12 protein-coding genes are annotated in these 15,245 nt (G+C 46.2%); 4 read left to right on the plus strand and 8 right to left on the minus strand.

Features of this window, described 5'->3' with window-relative positions:
* The first annotated feature begins 472 nt into the window (after window positions 1–472).
* Window positions 473–1,786, plus strand: coding sequence for an ATP-binding protein (locus tag ASC49_RS07045; protein ID WP_055462541.1), 1,314 nt, complete (start codon window positions 473–475; stop codon window positions 1,784–1,786).
* A 143-nt stretch (window positions 1,787–1,929) separates the two neighbouring features.
* Here ASC49_RS07045 and ASC49_RS07050 read toward each other — a convergent pair whose 3' ends face one another.
* From ASC49_RS07050 to ASC49_RS07080, 7 genes are all read right to left on the minus strand, one after another.
* Entirely contained in the window at window positions 1,930–3,048 is a 1,119-nt protein-coding gene (locus ASC49_RS07050; protein WP_055462542.1) for a hypothetical protein, read from the minus strand.
* A 48-nt stretch (window positions 3,049–3,096) separates the two neighbouring features.
* Window positions 3,097–4,446 (minus strand): type II toxin-antitoxin system HipA family toxin, encoded by a 1,350-nt coding sequence (locus ASC49_RS07055; RefSeq protein ID WP_055462543.1) that lies wholly within the window; start codon window positions 4,444–4,446, stop codon window positions 3,097–3,099.
* Window positions 4,436–4,759 carry a helix-turn-helix domain-containing protein gene (locus ASC49_RS07060; protein ID WP_428838684.1) on the minus strand — a complete coding sequence of 108 codons (324 nt, stop codon included), beginning with the start codon at window positions 4,757–4,759 and terminating at the stop codon, window positions 4,436–4,438. Before ASC49_RS07060 ends, ASC49_RS07055 begins: the two co-directional genes overlap by 11 nt.
* Before the next feature lie 374 nt (window positions 4,760–5,133).
* The gene (locus ASC49_RS07065) at window positions 5,134–6,051 is read right to left on the minus strand and encodes an Abi family protein (protein WP_055462544.1); all 918 of its coding nucleotides are present in this window, start codon (window positions 6,049–6,051) and stop codon (window positions 5,134–5,136) included.
* Between the two features lie 212 nt (window positions 6,052–6,263).
* Window positions 6,264–9,404, minus strand: coding sequence for a DUF3427 domain-containing protein (locus tag ASC49_RS07070; RefSeq protein WP_055462545.1), 3,141 nt, complete (start codon window positions 9,402–9,404; stop codon window positions 6,264–6,266).
* An 81-nt stretch (window positions 9,405–9,485) separates the two neighbouring features.
* Complete coding sequence (locus ASC49_RS07075) at window positions 9,486–10,703, minus strand: type II toxin-antitoxin system HipA family toxin (RefSeq protein ID WP_055462546.1); 1,218 nt, start codon at window positions 10,701–10,703, stop codon at window positions 9,486–9,488.
* Window positions 10,693–11,022, minus strand: a complete 330-nt coding sequence (locus tag ASC49_RS07080; protein WP_055462547.1) for a helix-turn-helix domain-containing protein — start codon at window positions 11,020–11,022, stop codon at window positions 10,693–10,695. The genes ASC49_RS07075 and ASC49_RS07080 overlap by 11 nt, the downstream gene beginning before the upstream one ends.
* Window positions 11,023–11,381: 359 nt before the next feature.
* On the opposite strand from ASC49_RS07080, the gene ASC49_RS20170 reads away from it, so the two are divergent.
* Window positions 11,382–11,516: a hypothetical protein gene (locus tag ASC49_RS20170; protein ID WP_055462548.1), complete on the plus strand. Its 135-nt coding sequence runs from the start codon at window positions 11,382–11,384 to the stop codon at window positions 11,514–11,516.
* An 88-nt stretch (window positions 11,517–11,604) separates the two neighbouring features.
* Here ASC49_RS20170 and ASC49_RS07090 read toward each other — a convergent pair whose 3' ends face one another.
* On the minus strand, window positions 11,605–13,260 hold the full coding sequence (locus ASC49_RS07090) for a SulP family inorganic anion transporter (protein WP_211262027.1): 1,656 nt from the start codon (window positions 13,258–13,260) through the stop codon (window positions 11,605–11,607).
* 157 nt (window positions 13,261–13,417) lie between these two features.
* Here ASC49_RS07090 and ASC49_RS20175 point away from each other — a divergent pair, with 157 nt between their 5' ends.
* Window positions 13,418–13,552 carry a hypothetical protein gene (locus tag ASC49_RS20175; protein WP_055462549.1) on the plus strand — a complete coding sequence of 45 codons (135 nt, stop codon included), beginning with the start codon at window positions 13,418–13,420 and terminating at the stop codon, window positions 13,550–13,552.
* A gap of 27 nt (window positions 13,553–13,579) precedes the next feature.
* On the plus strand, window positions 13,580–15,238 hold the full coding sequence (locus tag ASC49_RS07100; protein WP_055462550.1) for a 2OG-Fe(II) oxygenase: 1,659 nt from the start codon (window positions 13,580–13,582) through the stop codon (window positions 15,236–15,238).
* Window positions 15,239–15,245 lie beyond the last annotated feature (7 nt).

Consider the following 15,245-nt stretch of genomic DNA (forward strand, 5'->3'; position numbering starts at 1 on the left):
TTATTCACGGTTTTATGATCAAAACCAGTACGTTCACACAGTAGCTTTTTTGTAAAACCACGTCGTTTCATCGCCAACAGCAAGTCTTCACCAAAATGCGTCAGGATTTTGCGCTGCTTTGGAAACAGTACATTGTGTAAGTCACGCTTAGCCATATCACCAACCAAAGGGACTATATTCCCACTATTTAACCGTTAATGGGAATATAGTCCAACTTTGAATCCCAAGCAACTCCAACAATTTACATATAGGACTATATTCCCACTTTACTCAATATAATTGGATTTATATCCCACCTTTAGGTTTAGCTTGCGCGTTGGCCAAGGCGATGAAATGGATCCCTGAATGCCAAAGGTTGCGGATTACACTTTTATGCGCATAAAAATGTAAAATTCCTCACTTTTCTGCGCGTAAAAGTGTAGACTGAGTTATACTACAGGCAGTTAACAGTCTTAATTGGCGGGAAATGACAATGCAGCGCAACTTACTAAACGCCCTAATAGCATGGAAAAATCAACCGGTGCGCAAGCCATTATTGATCGATGGTGCAAGACAAACAGGTAAAACCTATCTGCTACAAGAGTTATTTGGGAACACCTTTGCCAACATCCTTCGTATCGACTTCCTTGAAAACCCTGCTTACAAAGAAGCGTTCGATGGCTCTCTGTCACCTGACGAGCTAGTAATGAACATTGAGTTGTTAACCAACCAAGCGTTCAACCCAGAAACCGATCTGCTGATATTAGATGAAATTGGCGAATGTGAACGTGCCGTTACCTCACTAAAGTACTTTGCTGAAAAAGCACCGTCCTATTTTGTCGCTGCCAGCGGCTCGAATATTGGTTTGCTCAACACCTTCCCTGTGGGCAAGGTAGAACAATACAATTTACGACCACTGACCTTCCAAGAATTTATTTACGCATCCAACGAGCAAGCGCTGATCAAAGCATTTGATAGTCAAGCAAGCACACCGGCAGTACACACCAAATTGATGGACAAACTCACTGACTACTTTTTTACTGGTGGTATGCCGGAAGCCGTTTCTGCTTGGTATCAGTATAAGGATTCAAGCATTCTAGAGCGTGTTGAAAAAGTCACAAAAATTCATGCCGATTTAGTGGAAGGTTATCGCCGCGATTTTGGTAAGTACGCGGGCAAGGTCGACGCCACACTGATTGAATCGGTATTTAATAGCATTCCAGCCCAGCTATCACTTGTCAGCGATGAGTCGGTTAAACGCTTTAAATTTAAGCATGTGCATGAGCGTAAATCTCGTTATAGCGATTTTAAAACCGCGATCCATTGGCTTAACTGCTGCCGCTTAACTTTGCCAAACTACCCTATTGAAGGATTGCCGAAATCTCCGTTAGCGGCCTATAAAAAAGAAAATATGGTGAAACTGTTTCTGTTTGATGTGGGCCTGCTTAATCATATGCTCGGCAGCAGTTATAAAGAAATTAAGCAACAAAACTATGAATACAAAGGTTATGTGGCTGAAAACTTTGTGCAACAAGAGCTCACTGCCATTGGCGTTGACCCAAGCTATTCATGGAATGACGCCCGCGCCGAAATCGAATTTATTTTGGCGACCGATGAAGGCGATATCGTCCCTGTAGAGGTCAAAAGTGGTAAACGTACAAGAGCAAAATCGTTGGCATCCTACGTTGAAAAATGTACTCCAAGTAAAACCTTTAAGTTAACGGGTACACAAGGCTCATCCGCATTAGAGCAAACCAATATCGTGATGCCTTTGTATTTCACGCAGTATTTACCACAGAGATGGTAAAAGCGCGTTGCTTAGACCCCGAGGTCTACACAAAGTGACTTCATAGGTAACAATTTGTAGACCTTTGGTGGGCTTACAACCTTTCAACCAACCCTCAATCGGTTTTTTGCTAACGTCATTTGGCCAGCCTATCGCCTCATCGTTTAAAGCAAATCACTCAAGCGATTTAACAGTGCTTTACGGCTATTATTCGCCACAACAAAGCGCTCAAAGCGTTGTTCAAACACTGCTTCATCCGCTTTGAACTGATAGGCCTCAAACAGCTGATGCAAATAGCGTGATGCCGCATCGTAACCACTGGCGCAAGTGCGATCCGCTTGCTCTTGTGCTTGCTGCCAGTAGTGCTCACGCCGATTGTAAACATCCGTCAACGCTTTTTCTTTTTCTCCTTTTTCAATAGCCATTTTCTTTGCGAGTGCTGCGGCTTGCTCTTGCTGTAATTGGCTTTGCGCTTGCTCAATAAAAGGAGAAATTACCTCGGGGGTTAACCAATACTGGTAGATTTCGTCTGTGTTAGCGGGTTCTTTTCGCGTCAGCGCTAAGGCTTGGTGTCGGGTTAGCTGGCCTTGCTCAAACAGTGCGCGCAATAGCGTGTCTTTCTCAACTTCCGTGAGATTGTTTAGCCACGTATCAAACTGAAACTGGGCTTGTTTGGCTTGATGGCTGGGTTGTGCGTTCAGCACCATGGACAGAGCCTTAACTAATGCTAAGGGAATATCATAGAGTGCCGCAAACGCCTGCTCCTCTTCACTGAGGTGCTCAAAATCGAATTGAATTAACGGCACTCGCTCAACGTCATCATTAAAATCAAACGCTTTGAGCCACATGAAGTACACAAGGCGCCAATCCCCTTGCATTAACCCGCTGCGTAAAGCGGTTAAATGCTGGAAAAATTGGTCGGCATGCTCATCGTCAAAATATTCGTCATACTCCTCAAGGGAAAAAATCAGCAACTGCCACTCATCGTTTTCGTGAACATGAAGCCCATCACTTGAAAAGCAAAGTAAAGCTTCAGGGAGCGTTCCTGCTGGTAGCTTGATGTAGGCATCGATTGAGCCCCAATCGGCATAATAAAAACCGATATCAAAGTATTTTAACATCAGCTCAAAAGGCTCTGCCTTTAAGTCACTGTAGGTGTAATACACCTGAAAGGACGTAGCGCTGATCTCGGCACGGCTTGAAATGGCCCTGAGTGCTTGACGTGCTTTAGCATCTAAATACCCATCCAGACGCTCAAATTTATAGTATTGATATTCGCTCACGATGACCTTGTTATATATTTATTGTGAATTGAAAAGTTTGTTTTACTTTCATTGAAAAAGCGCTGCATTTTCTTGTTTGCGCTGATCCAATGTCTTAGCAATCGCAGACACTGTTGTTTTACTGATCCCTTGCTGCTGTGCCAGATACGTAAATTGGCTGATGGCTTCTGCGACTTCTTCAATGACTTGCCTTGCATCATGCCAATTCGCAAAGCCAGCACTGGTAGCAAGTTTTTGCATCACCTTAAGCGGTGGCGCTTTACCATAACCTCCGAACGCAGTGGCGTGTTCGTTGAATGGATGTGGGCTGTAGGTAACATCATAAAAAGGTGCAGGATTCCATTGACCGTCATCCGCTTGCAAAAACGCCCAGTTTTTACTGTGGTCGTCTTGATTAGACGACAGCAGGTTAAAAACGGCACGGCGAAATTGCAGTTGTCCAGCCGCTGGCGATTTACACAACTGACGGCTGGCTTTAATCAAATCAATGTAATCTAAACTTGGCGTTCGAAAGTCTGCATCCAGTAGCCCGCAAGCGCTGTGCATATGCAATCGACCTACACTGCGCTTTCTGCCTAAGTCGGCCTGTTCAGTGACATAATCAAAACGCTTAAGCGCCAGCCAAGCAGACGCACCGCTTGTAGGGGGTGCTTCAATGAGTTGCCATTGCGGCGGTTGACACTTAGCAAGTTCTGCCATTTGTAAATAAACCGCCTCACACAAACCTTCTTCATGGCCAAGTGCGAGATTTTTAGAGGTAAACTTCACCAGCCAGGCCTCATCTCCAGGCTGAGCAAAGGTTCGACAATGCTGAGTTTCCCCAGCAGGCATATAAATTTGTGCCTTAGGCCTTGCCCCACCCGAACTACCTCCGGCGACTAATGCGGCCAACACCTGTTGCGTATGCCCATCTAACTCATCGTGATTATCATCCATGTAATCTGACATTGAAGCATCGAACAACGTTTGTGCTTCTAAGCCTAACGTCGCTAAATCAATATCCGCGTGCGTGGTGGCTGAAAACTCAGACACCGGAGAAAAAGACAATGCTCCCATGCCTTTATCACCGACAAAGGCTAACCTATCCATCGCCGTTAATTGATTAGGCAGTATGCCCTTTTGCCGGAAAATACGATCTTGTAACAGCATGCCCCAGCCATCGGGCAAACAATCTCCAAATACGCCATGTACTCCTTGGTGCGGCTCTTTAGGTGCGGCTTGAACTTGCCTATTCGCTTGCAAGGTAAACGGTGATAAATTGCCAAACTGCTGCAAATAGTCGTCAGTATACTGAAAAAAAACGCCTTGCCGATTCTGCGCCAAGACTCCAACAGATATCTGCTCACCTGAGCTTAGCGTACGAGTAACATTAAGCTTCTGAATCGGTTTAAAACTCATCTTTTAGCACCTCATCAATACTTGTGGGTATAGCAGCGCGTTCTTTGCTAGGTTGTGTGAGCTGATAAAGCCTATCTAGCGAATCAAGGGTCTGCCATAGCAACAGCAATTGACGAAATGAAATTTGCCCGGTCAGCTCAAATTTCTTAATGGTGGCCGCAGGTACGCAGCTTCGCTCAGCCAATGCAGCGCGCGACAGCTTTGCCTGCTTGCGTAACTCACGTAAATAGGCCGCATAAGCTTGGCTTACATCGGTATCATCAAGTAAGGTAAAATTCATCCGCAAAGACCAAATGGATACAGTTATATCCATTATAGCGAAATAAAACAGAACTTGGACACTATAATATCCATCAGTGCATAGAGTGTTGAAAAAATTACTCGATAAAGCCCTTCAAAACTGCTATTTTTAGACCCTAACAGCAGCGTAAAAACGGCACTGTTTTTCCATTGCTAACCACTAAGATTTAGTAAAAGCCATAGGCAAGTGGTGGGCAGTTTGGTGGGCAAACAGGCATTTCTGAACGGTTTCTTTTCGATAACTCATTGAGTTTGTTGGGGTCTAGGTCGCTACTCAATGAGCAGATCCAAAACATCGAATAATTTCGATTAGTGAGTGGGTAGCAGCCCTATCCACTTTTCTCTGTTCTACTTCAGAATAAACATCGTAATTAATCTAAGGAATCGCTACTTTGGTTGAATCAGGAAGTTAGCTGATCCGTTCTTGTAGATAGTTACCGGTATTGTTTTATTATCGCGAGTAGACTGCTGAGCGAGCATACAAAGCTTAGATATTGATTTTACCTTATGCGGTGTAGTTAGATTCTGGTAACGACGTAGCTCGTCGATAGAGCATGCCATTTTAGCTCTAGCTAAAAGACTGTTCTTAACAAGTAGCTGTTCTTTATCAGGAGAGATTAAAGCAACTAACTGCATAATCTTATCAATTTTTTCATTCAGATGGCTTATTGCGTCTAACTCTGTATGAACACCATAGCGTTTCCAGATTGGCTCGTGATGAGACACTCTATTTCGGAACTCTCTTATAGTTTTTACTAAATCTCTGGTAGAGCCAAGCATTGTTGAGGCACTACGAGAAGGCCAACTTCCTTTGAATACAGCTCCTAAGTGTTTAGGCCATATTAGATTTGGCCCCATAAACTCTGCATCTAAAATGAATTCCCAAGTAGAAAACTCTGTTTTTGCGATGATCTCATGATGCGTTGGTGTAGCGCTCTTAGTTCTGTAGCGCCCCTTTTTATCTTTCCTTACCTGATCTGTTGCCTTTGAAAAGTTATTTTTTATGGCCTTTACTTCAAACGGCTCATTAGAAGAAGAGGTGAACGATTTATAATGTAAACGATTGCGTGCCCACCAGAAACGACCAATGTCTTTTACTAAAGCAGTATCTATTGAGTTCCTAAGAGCTACTTCCGAAGCTGTTAGTAGGGGGTAAATAGCAGAACAAACATGCGTATTCCATAAGTACGCCCCAACCAACTCACTATCATCCGAGTAGCTGAAAACAGATGCATAGCTATTCAAACGTTCATTAGTGATTAATTCGTCTATTAAAGTAGGGCGATAGTTTATACTTCTTGGCATCCGTTGCTTCTTCATAGTAATTAAAATATTGACGAGGTCGTCAATAGGGCTTAAACTTTATCACAAGGTTGGCGTAAGGCTCCAATGAGTTTCAACTTAAGACCTTTCGCAAAGACCTAACTATTTTGCCCCGGCCTAGAGCCGGGGTTTTCATTTCTAGCTTCTGCCACTCAAAAGCTGAACTTTTCTGACAGACTTAAATCTCGCCCCATTTACCCCACCGCCAGCTTCGCGGCCTGTTGCCACATAAAATGAGGCATCGGTGTTTGCAGTTGCCATGTAATGCTCATAGGTTGTGAACCGGTGTGAGACACATATGCCACTTCCCCATAGTTCACAAAGCCCATAGTGCGGCCGTATTCGTCTTTGGTTTGCTCTCGCACAAACAAGAATAGACGTTTGCCGATTTTTTGATGCTGGATGTATTCCAAGCCACGTCCTCGATCCGGTCGTGCGCTGTTCTGTGATTGCCAATGAAACAGTGACTCGTTGATGGCGTAGTCGTGGTACATGGTGGTCGGTGAGAATTGCTTTTCATTTTTATCGAGCGTGACAAACAGCAACTCAATATTATCGTCTTTAATAACAAACACGCCTTCTCTTGCTGGCGGTTGACGCTCAAATGTCGTCGCACCAAATGCTACCATTATCTGCTCGCGAGCGTAGCGAGCATGCACTTTAAGCGGTACCTCTGGCAGCTCGGTCATATCGACCAATTCATGCTTGATGCGAGCAAGTTGCCAGCGAATTACATCGGCCAGCTCCTGCGCCACCCCAAGATGGCTGAGCTGCTTAATACTCTGCGCTAAAGTCGCCAAGCCTAAATCAGGGCCTGGCTTTTGCCAGAAATCATAATGGCACATCACCGCACGTCGATCGTCCACGTTGACACCACTAAAGTCGGTCTCACAAAGCCGTTGAAGGAAGTTTAAATAACCGTAATCGTCACAGGTCAGAATGCGGTTATGTATCGCTTTGCGCACTATTTTAAAGGCTTCTCCGATCTGCGAGCCTTCTTTGACATCATCTTTGGCTTTCGACACCAGCTCAGCCCAGCTGCCGCGTTTATACAGTTCGTTTAAGTCGATATGTGGGTGTTGCGCGATAAAGTTCGCCAGTGTTAGAGGTTGCGTAGAATGCTGGGGGAATTGACGGATCATGGCCGTCAGGCGATTTTGAGTGAGTGTCGCTTGGCGAATATTACTGAGCACCATCTCTTGGGTGCGTTTTGTCAGCTCGATTCGACAACCTAACGGCGCATGCGGGAAGCCTTGTTTGATTTCATCACTGATCGCTTTTGGGCTTCTGCCGACTAACGCCCTGAATTTATTTGCAAAATCGTACTCGGGTCGTGAGTTGCCAACAAAATCCAATACCGTGCAACACTCTTTACCCTCGGCGAGACGCAAGCCACGACCCAGCTGTTGCAGAAAAATGGTGAGACTTTCGGTAGGTCGTAAGAACAACAAAGTATCGACTTCTGGAATATCGACGCCTTCATTAAAGATATCCACGACACACAACACATTGATTTGACCACTGCGGATCGCCTGCTGTTTCTGCTGGCGCTCAGCGCTGTTATCACTGGTCAGTACATCCGCTTTAATACCTTTCAGTAGAAATTGGCTCGCCATGTACTTTGCATGCTCGCGGCTGACACAAAACGCTAACGCCTTCATTTGGCTAATATCAGTAACGATCTCCTGCAAACTCAGTAGTATCTTGTCAAAACGCGCTTGGTTATGAGTATAAAGATTGGTCAGCTGTGCAATATCGTAGCGCCCGCGGCTCCAAGCGATATTACGTAGGTCGGTATCGTCATCGATGCCAAAATATTGAAATGGCGATAAGTGGCGACGATTAATGGCTTCCGGTAAACGTATTTCCGCGGCAATGACACCACCGAAGTCCGCCAAAATATCGCCACCATCATGGCGTTCAGGCGTCGCCGTTAAGCCCAGCAATAAACTCGGCTGGAAATACGCCAACACAGCCCGATAGCTATTAGCCGCAATGTGATGTACTTCATCGATGACAATGTAATCGTAAAAGTCTGGCGTGAGGTTAAGGTGTTCTAGTTGGTTATTCAGCGTTTGGATTGATACAAACAACTGACGATAGTGGGCTGGCGTATGACCGCCCACCCACAGCTCACCGAAGGAACCATCCCGCAATACGCCACGGTAGGCCGCTCGGGCCTGCTTTAGAATTTCTTCTCGATGGGCCACAAACAAGAAGGTCGCGTTAGGCTTCTGTTTTACAAAGCGCGCAAAATCAAACGCAGAAATCAGGGTTTTACCTGTGCCGGTAGCCGCGACCACTAGGTTGCGAAAGCGCTGATGAATATCTCGCTCTACGGCCAGCTGTTCCAAAATCTCACTTTGATGGGGGAACGGTGTGATATCAAAAAAGTGCGCGGTCGTGTGTTCATCGCCAACCCGCTGCTGTCGCAAGGCTTTGTTAAGCTTCTCGGTGCTAGTTGCATCGCCATTAAACGGCTCAAACTCATTGGATGCCCAATAGGTTTCAAATGTACTGAGCGATTTGTCGATGATATGCGGGATCTCTTGTGAGGTGATTTTAAGGTTCCACTCAAGGCCATTGGTCAATGCCGAGTGCGATAAGTTAGAAGAGCCGATATAGCCCGTGTGATAGCCCGTATTACGAAGGAATAAATAGCTCTTAGCATGCAATCGCTCACGCTCAGTATTGTAGCTCAGCTTCACTTCGGTATTAGGTAAACTCGCCAAATACTCGACAGCTTTGACATCGGTCGCACCCATGTAAGATGTGGTGATGATCTTAAGTTCTCGGCCGCTGGCAGTAAACGCTTCCAGCTCTTTGCGAAAGATACGAATGCCAGCCCATTTGATAAAAGACACCAGCCAGTAAATTTTATCTGCGGATAAGATTTCGCGTTTTAACTCAGACTCTAACGACAAGCCTGCGTTGCTACCGCAAAACAGCTCACTTTGTGTCAGGCCTGTTAGCGGAAAGATGTTTTCAACATATTGCTTAAGATTGGCAGCTATAGGATTTTCCAACTCGTATAAAGCCGTAAGGATTTTGCCTTGGCTGCTCAGCAGGTTTTCTTCGATTAAGTCATCGTCTTGAAAACGTTCTTTCAGCCACAGTAATAGCTCATTGGATAACGCGATTTGCTGTTGCAGTTGGTCGTTGCCAGTCGGCACTGAGCCAATAGCGTATTCGAGAATATTAGACAGAAAACGCGACAGCCACACCGATGCTTCGCTGCTACTCAGCGCTCGTTCGCCAACATAAAAACGCTCACGATCCAAACGCTTTTCAACTAGCTGGGTAATTAGCTGTTCATAGATACCCGTCTGCTGCATAAAGTCCCTTTAACGCCTTCTCAATCAATAATGGGACTATATTCCCATATCTCAGCCAAAACTAGGAATACAATCCCACTTTCACGAGTACAGCGGTATGCTTCTTAGGTGGGTCTCAATCGCTGCAATCATCGATTTAGTCAGTGGCAGGTGGGCTTTCTCTTTGGCCCATATTTCGTGAAAGCCTGCTACGGTTTCTTTCGCCGTATCCAACACTAACTTTTCTGGCAGCATGGCTTTAGCGGCTAAGTGTGATAGTTCATCCAGCGTGAAATCACTGAATTTCTTGCTACGACTCACCTTGAGTGATGCACTGTCATCAGGGATATAGGGAATGGTGGAGACAAAGTCATAAGCCGGTGCTATCGATGCGGTGCGCTTGTCTTTGTAAATCACAGACCAGTTCTTCAAGTGCATATCGGCATTACCAATGAGGGTATTGAACACCAATCGACGGGTAAATTCTGCAATGTCCTCGTCTTGCCCTTCTATACCGATAACCTGAGCAATATTGCGCATACTGGCTTTTTTGTATTTATCTTGAGGATAGACGCCAAACACTTGAGCAAAGTCTTCTGTGTGTATCGCTTTACCATCAAAACGGTCAAAGCGTTTGATCGCAAATGCACTGTCACCAAACCTGCCGATGCCATTTGGAATATTCGCTATCTGGTCGATGGGGAGTAGCTGAGTCTCTGGCACATCCATTCCCAACATTCGAGCCAATGTCATCATCGAATATTCGTTTTCTGGCACAGCGTCAAAGCGAGACGACGGCAATTTCACAATCCAAGAGCCACCTTGACCCGTAGCAGGGATCGTCAAACCACCGTGTGCCTGCTGCACCGCTGAGAACTTCAATTGCACACCGGCCAATGAAAAACGCATTGGTGCTTCAATTTTCTTTTCATCATCAATGTCTTGATGCACATTAGGCGGCAGCGCTTCACCATCCGCTGGTTCAACTGTAATCGCGCCAGCTAAATCTTGTCCTAATACCCACAATAGAAAAAACTCCCGTGCAGGGTTTACACCAGCGCGCTCTGCTAGGTAATGACGCATGGTTTCTTCTGGCAGGAGATTGGAAAAGAATGGTGTTAATTTGGTTTGGGTAGGCTTGAAGTTGGTTAACAAGCCGCCTAGCACATCTTTAAAACCAAGCCCTAACACAGGCCGTGATTCATCATTAATGTACGAATCCATAAAGGCAAATAGCGCTCTATCATTGCCAACATTGGTGATGGTTGCGATAGGTTCGCCATAAAGCAAAACATTTAACGTAGAGACTCTATTCGTCATCGTCCTCTCCATCTAACTGGTATGCAGGTGGCATTTGCTCAGCTTCATCGTTGATGCCGTTATTATTGGAAACTTGGCTACTTCGAATGATGGATTTGATGGCGGGAAAAGATTTTTTCGGCGCGACAAACAGCTCTAAGTCGAGCACACGGGCAAGCGCTATTAGGCTGGACATTCTTAGGTCGACACTACCCGACTCAATTTTTGAAATATGGCTTTGCGGTACGCCCGAGCGAGCACTTAACTCTCTCTGGCTAAGGCCTTTACGTACCCGTGCTTCCCGAAGGCTTTCCAGTATTTGCTCGGTAACATAGCTCATATTGATATACCTTAATGCATCACTTAATAGATAATATATAAAAACATATCGAAATGAATCTAATAATACAAATTTGATTACCTATTGCATATCAAAAATAGTTTTATGATGCATAAATACATATCAAAATAAGTCTCCGTATTTTCTGCTTTAGAAACTGACTGCGGCAGCGAGAAATGGCCTTACCAAAAAGTTGAGCAACTCCCATCCCCACAAACACTTTGTTCACATTTCAGCATTTGGCGTAACAATGATGGTTGTAAGTTGCAAAGCTTTCACAAGGTGCGATGCTTGGGTGACGCTTTGAAAATCTTTCTGCTACGTTGAAATGACTTCAAACAAAAGAGTGAGGGACAGCTATGAAATTTCCAATATTAGCGATGGTAACGGCACTTTTCTTAGGCGGTTGTTCAAGTACGTGGGAAGGCGTGAAGGATGATTCGTCGGATATCTACAATGATACGAAAGAGACCATCCATGAAGCGACTGAATAAACTATCTCAGTGCCGATCTAAAAACAAACCCACTTTTAATCGCCATTAAAAGTGGGTTTGTTTTATTTAAATGCTGTGGAAGCGAGCTCTAACCTTTCGCTTCAATACAAGCCAAGGCTTTTTGCAACGCCTGCTCCCGCGTGGCGCAGTCGTTGTCTTCTGGGATAAAGCTCATCACGTGGAATTTATCGAGTTGTTCGCGCGTGCGTTCATTCGGGCACAGTAGCAGCACTTCGCAGTTCACGTCGTTGGCATCTTTGATGGCGTTTTCGAGCGCTAAACCTACGGTGACATCGATCATGGGCACGTCGCTCAAGTCCAAGATCATGACATCGTATTCATCGATGCTGGCATGTTGGCGCGAGATGGCTTTGGAGACACTAAAGATCATCGGGCCTGATAAGTAGAAGAACAGTACCTTACCCTGAGCTTGATCCAGCATGGCACGTTCATCGTCGGTTAGAGGAACGCTGTTATTATCAGAGTCACTGATGGCTTTGACATGGCGGGTTTGTTCGCGGCTCAGTTTTTCGATAATGATGATATTGGAAATAAATACGCCGAGGCCAACCGCTGCAATTAAGTCGACAAAGACCGTCAGCAGCATCACGCCATACATAATCGCCATGCCTGACAAGCTGACTTTATGGGCTCGTTGGATAAAGCTCCAGTCGAGAATGTTAAAACCCACATAGACCGCAATACCTGCCAACACAGCCATTGGGATCGGTTCCGTGAGCCCACCTGCGACCAGTACCACTAACGCTAGTACCAATGCGCGCACAATGCCCGATACCGGAGAACGTGCGCCGACTTGGATATTAGTCACCGTGCCCATGGTCGCCCCTGCACCTGGCAAAGCGCCGAATAAACCAGAAATCATATTCGCAAGGCCCTGACCGCGCAGTTCTTTATCGGAGTCATGTTCGGTACGCGTCAACGAGTCCCCAATCACCGCCGTTAACAAGGTATCAATACAACCCAGAGTACCCAGCACCAAGGCATCGATGATCATTTTAGTGAACATATCCGCGCTAAAGTGTGGGAACACTAACGATGGCAAGCCTGATGGGATTTCACCGATGCGGCGAATGCTGTCGCTGTCAAAAAGGATCACGGAAATAAGTGTGATCGCGACCAGAGCCACCAATTGAGCGGGGACATATTTGCGGTACTGCTTTGGAAACAAAAACAACACCGCCAACGTCAGCACACCAAGTAACAACTCACGCCATTGTAAATTCGCTAGGGTGTCAGGAATCGCCATGAGTGTACCGGTTACGCCACCAGGCGGTGCTGGGGAACCTAACAAGGGCGATAGCTGCAAGATAATCAGGATGACGCCAATCCCTGACATAAAACCAGAGACCACACTATAGGGCATCAAGGTGACGTATTTCCCAAGCTTGAGCCAGCCCAACAGCATCTGGAAAGCCCCTGCCATCATCACCACGGTAAATCCCATGGCCATGCCGTGCTCGGGGTATTCTGCCATCATGCTGGTCAAGATCGCCGTCATAATCACAGTCATCGGGCCGGTAGGCTCTGAAATCAGCGTCGTTGAGCCGCCAAACAAGGCGGCAAAGAAACCGACCATGATCGCACCCCAAAGACCCGCTTCCGCCCCTGCGCCAGAAGCCACACCGAAGGCAAGCGCTAGCGGTAGGGAAATAATCGCAGTGGTCACACCACCGAAGACATCACCTTTAAAATCAAATGATGAAAAACGCCGAGAATCTATCAATACCCACTCCCAAACATCGTGAGATTATTTCTAATAATGGTTCAAGTATGCGTAAAGATAACATAATAAAAACTCGCCACGCGTTTTCAAATTTTAAGTCAATTTCCGCAACACTTTTTGCTACTGTTATAAACCCCATCAGAAAAGAGGTTGCAACATGAGATTTTCATTGTTTGCGATTGTTTTTACGCTGTTACTCGGTGGCTGTTCTAGCACTTGGGAAGGGGTGAAACAAGACTCGTCTGATATTTGGAACAGCACGAAAGAAACCATTCACGATGCGACTGAGTAGTCTTTGAGCTCGGAGAGAACCTACCCTATGATCGATTTTGCCCCCATTCAGAAAACGTACCCTGATACTCAGGTATTAAACGCATCGCCTTTTGTTGGTTTTCGTGATGGGGTCGTGTCGCCAGAGGAATGCGCCTATTTAATTGCCTTGGCAACGGGCAAAACACAACGAGCGAAAGTATCGCTAGACGATGACAGCGACATTATTGACGGTCGCAGTGGCAGCAATTGTTGGTTGCGTTATTCCGAGGATGAAACGGTACGCAAAATCGGTGAGCGCCTCTCGGCCATCGTTGGCATTCCGTTAGAAAATGCCGAAGCCATGCAGATCATTCATTATGGTGTCGACCAAGAGTATCGTGCTCATTATGATGCTTACGATCTCACCAACGCTCGGGGACAACGCTGCTGTAGCTTCGGGGGGCAGCGTCTGGTGACAGCGTTGGTGTACCTTAACGATGTGGAAAGCGGTGGCGGTACACGCTTTGATAAACTCAATGCTGAGGTACAAGCAAAGCAAGGCCGCATGGCGTTATTTAATAATGTCGTGGACGATTACAATGCTCCGCACCCAGACAGTCTACATGCTGGGACGCCCGTGATTAAAGGTGAGAAATGGGCGTTTAATATTTGGTTTCATGCCCGCCCCATGACTGAGAAGCAGGACTTTCAACATTATCCAAAGCTGGATAAAGTCCCTGCCAAAGCCGCCCCTAGAACGACCGCGGTAACGCAGAAACCGTCCATCATGACCAATAAGATCAATCGCGCCACCAAGCTGCTGCAACAGGCGATTGATCAGCTCGACCCTGTATTAGTGCGTAAAGCACAGCCTGTCTGTTTCACTTATTGGGACACCTATGGCAATTCGCTGCTTGACCTCAGTGATGTCAGCGAAGGCACACGTGTCCTACGAGTAATCGACCGCACTATTGTAAACGCACTTTCGAATAAGGCAGCCTTGGCACAAGCGATCAAAGATCATCATCTGGAAGGGATTGCCCCTGCGACTTACTTCAGTATTGCAGAGGCCCTAAACCATAAAGCTGAGCCTGCTCCCCTATGGTTTATCAAAAACTGCTTTGGCACCGGTGGTCAAGGCATGTCCTGTGTGACCCATGAAGAGTTGGCCTCGGTCGAGCTACCGTCGAATTATATCGTGCAGGCAGGCGTGACCGACCTTGCACTGTTTGAGGGAAGGAAATTCACCACCCGCACCTATTGCTTGATTTGGAACCAGACGATTTATCTCTATCAAAATGGCTTCTTGGTTGTGCATGGCCAAACATACGACCCCCATAGCACAGACTATGCCGTACAAATCGATCACGCGGGCTATCATACCGAAGATGGGGCAGTGACAATGCGGCAGCTGCTTGACCACCCTGACTACGATCGCTATTACCCTGGCATCAAACAGCTGATTCAGAACCTCACTCCGGTGCTAGAGCCTTCTCGTTTAGCTGCCGACTCGAACCGTTATATTTTATTGGGTATCGACCTGTTGCTGCGTAACGATGGCTCTGCACAGCTAGTGGAAATCAACACGTTTCCGAACTTTATTCACACCAATGAGATTATCCAACACGTCAATATTCCGTTCTTCGCTGCGGCGCTTCGCACTATGTTAGGCGACCCAACGATGGTGCTAGAACCGATTTTGCCCTCCAACGAAGCGATGCGTTAAAGAACTG

The sequence above is a fragment of the Marinomonas fungiae genome, assembly GCF_001418205.1.
GTDB classification, from domain to species: domain Bacteria; phylum Pseudomonadota; class Gammaproteobacteria; order Pseudomonadales; family Marinomonadaceae; genus Marinomonas; species Marinomonas fungiae.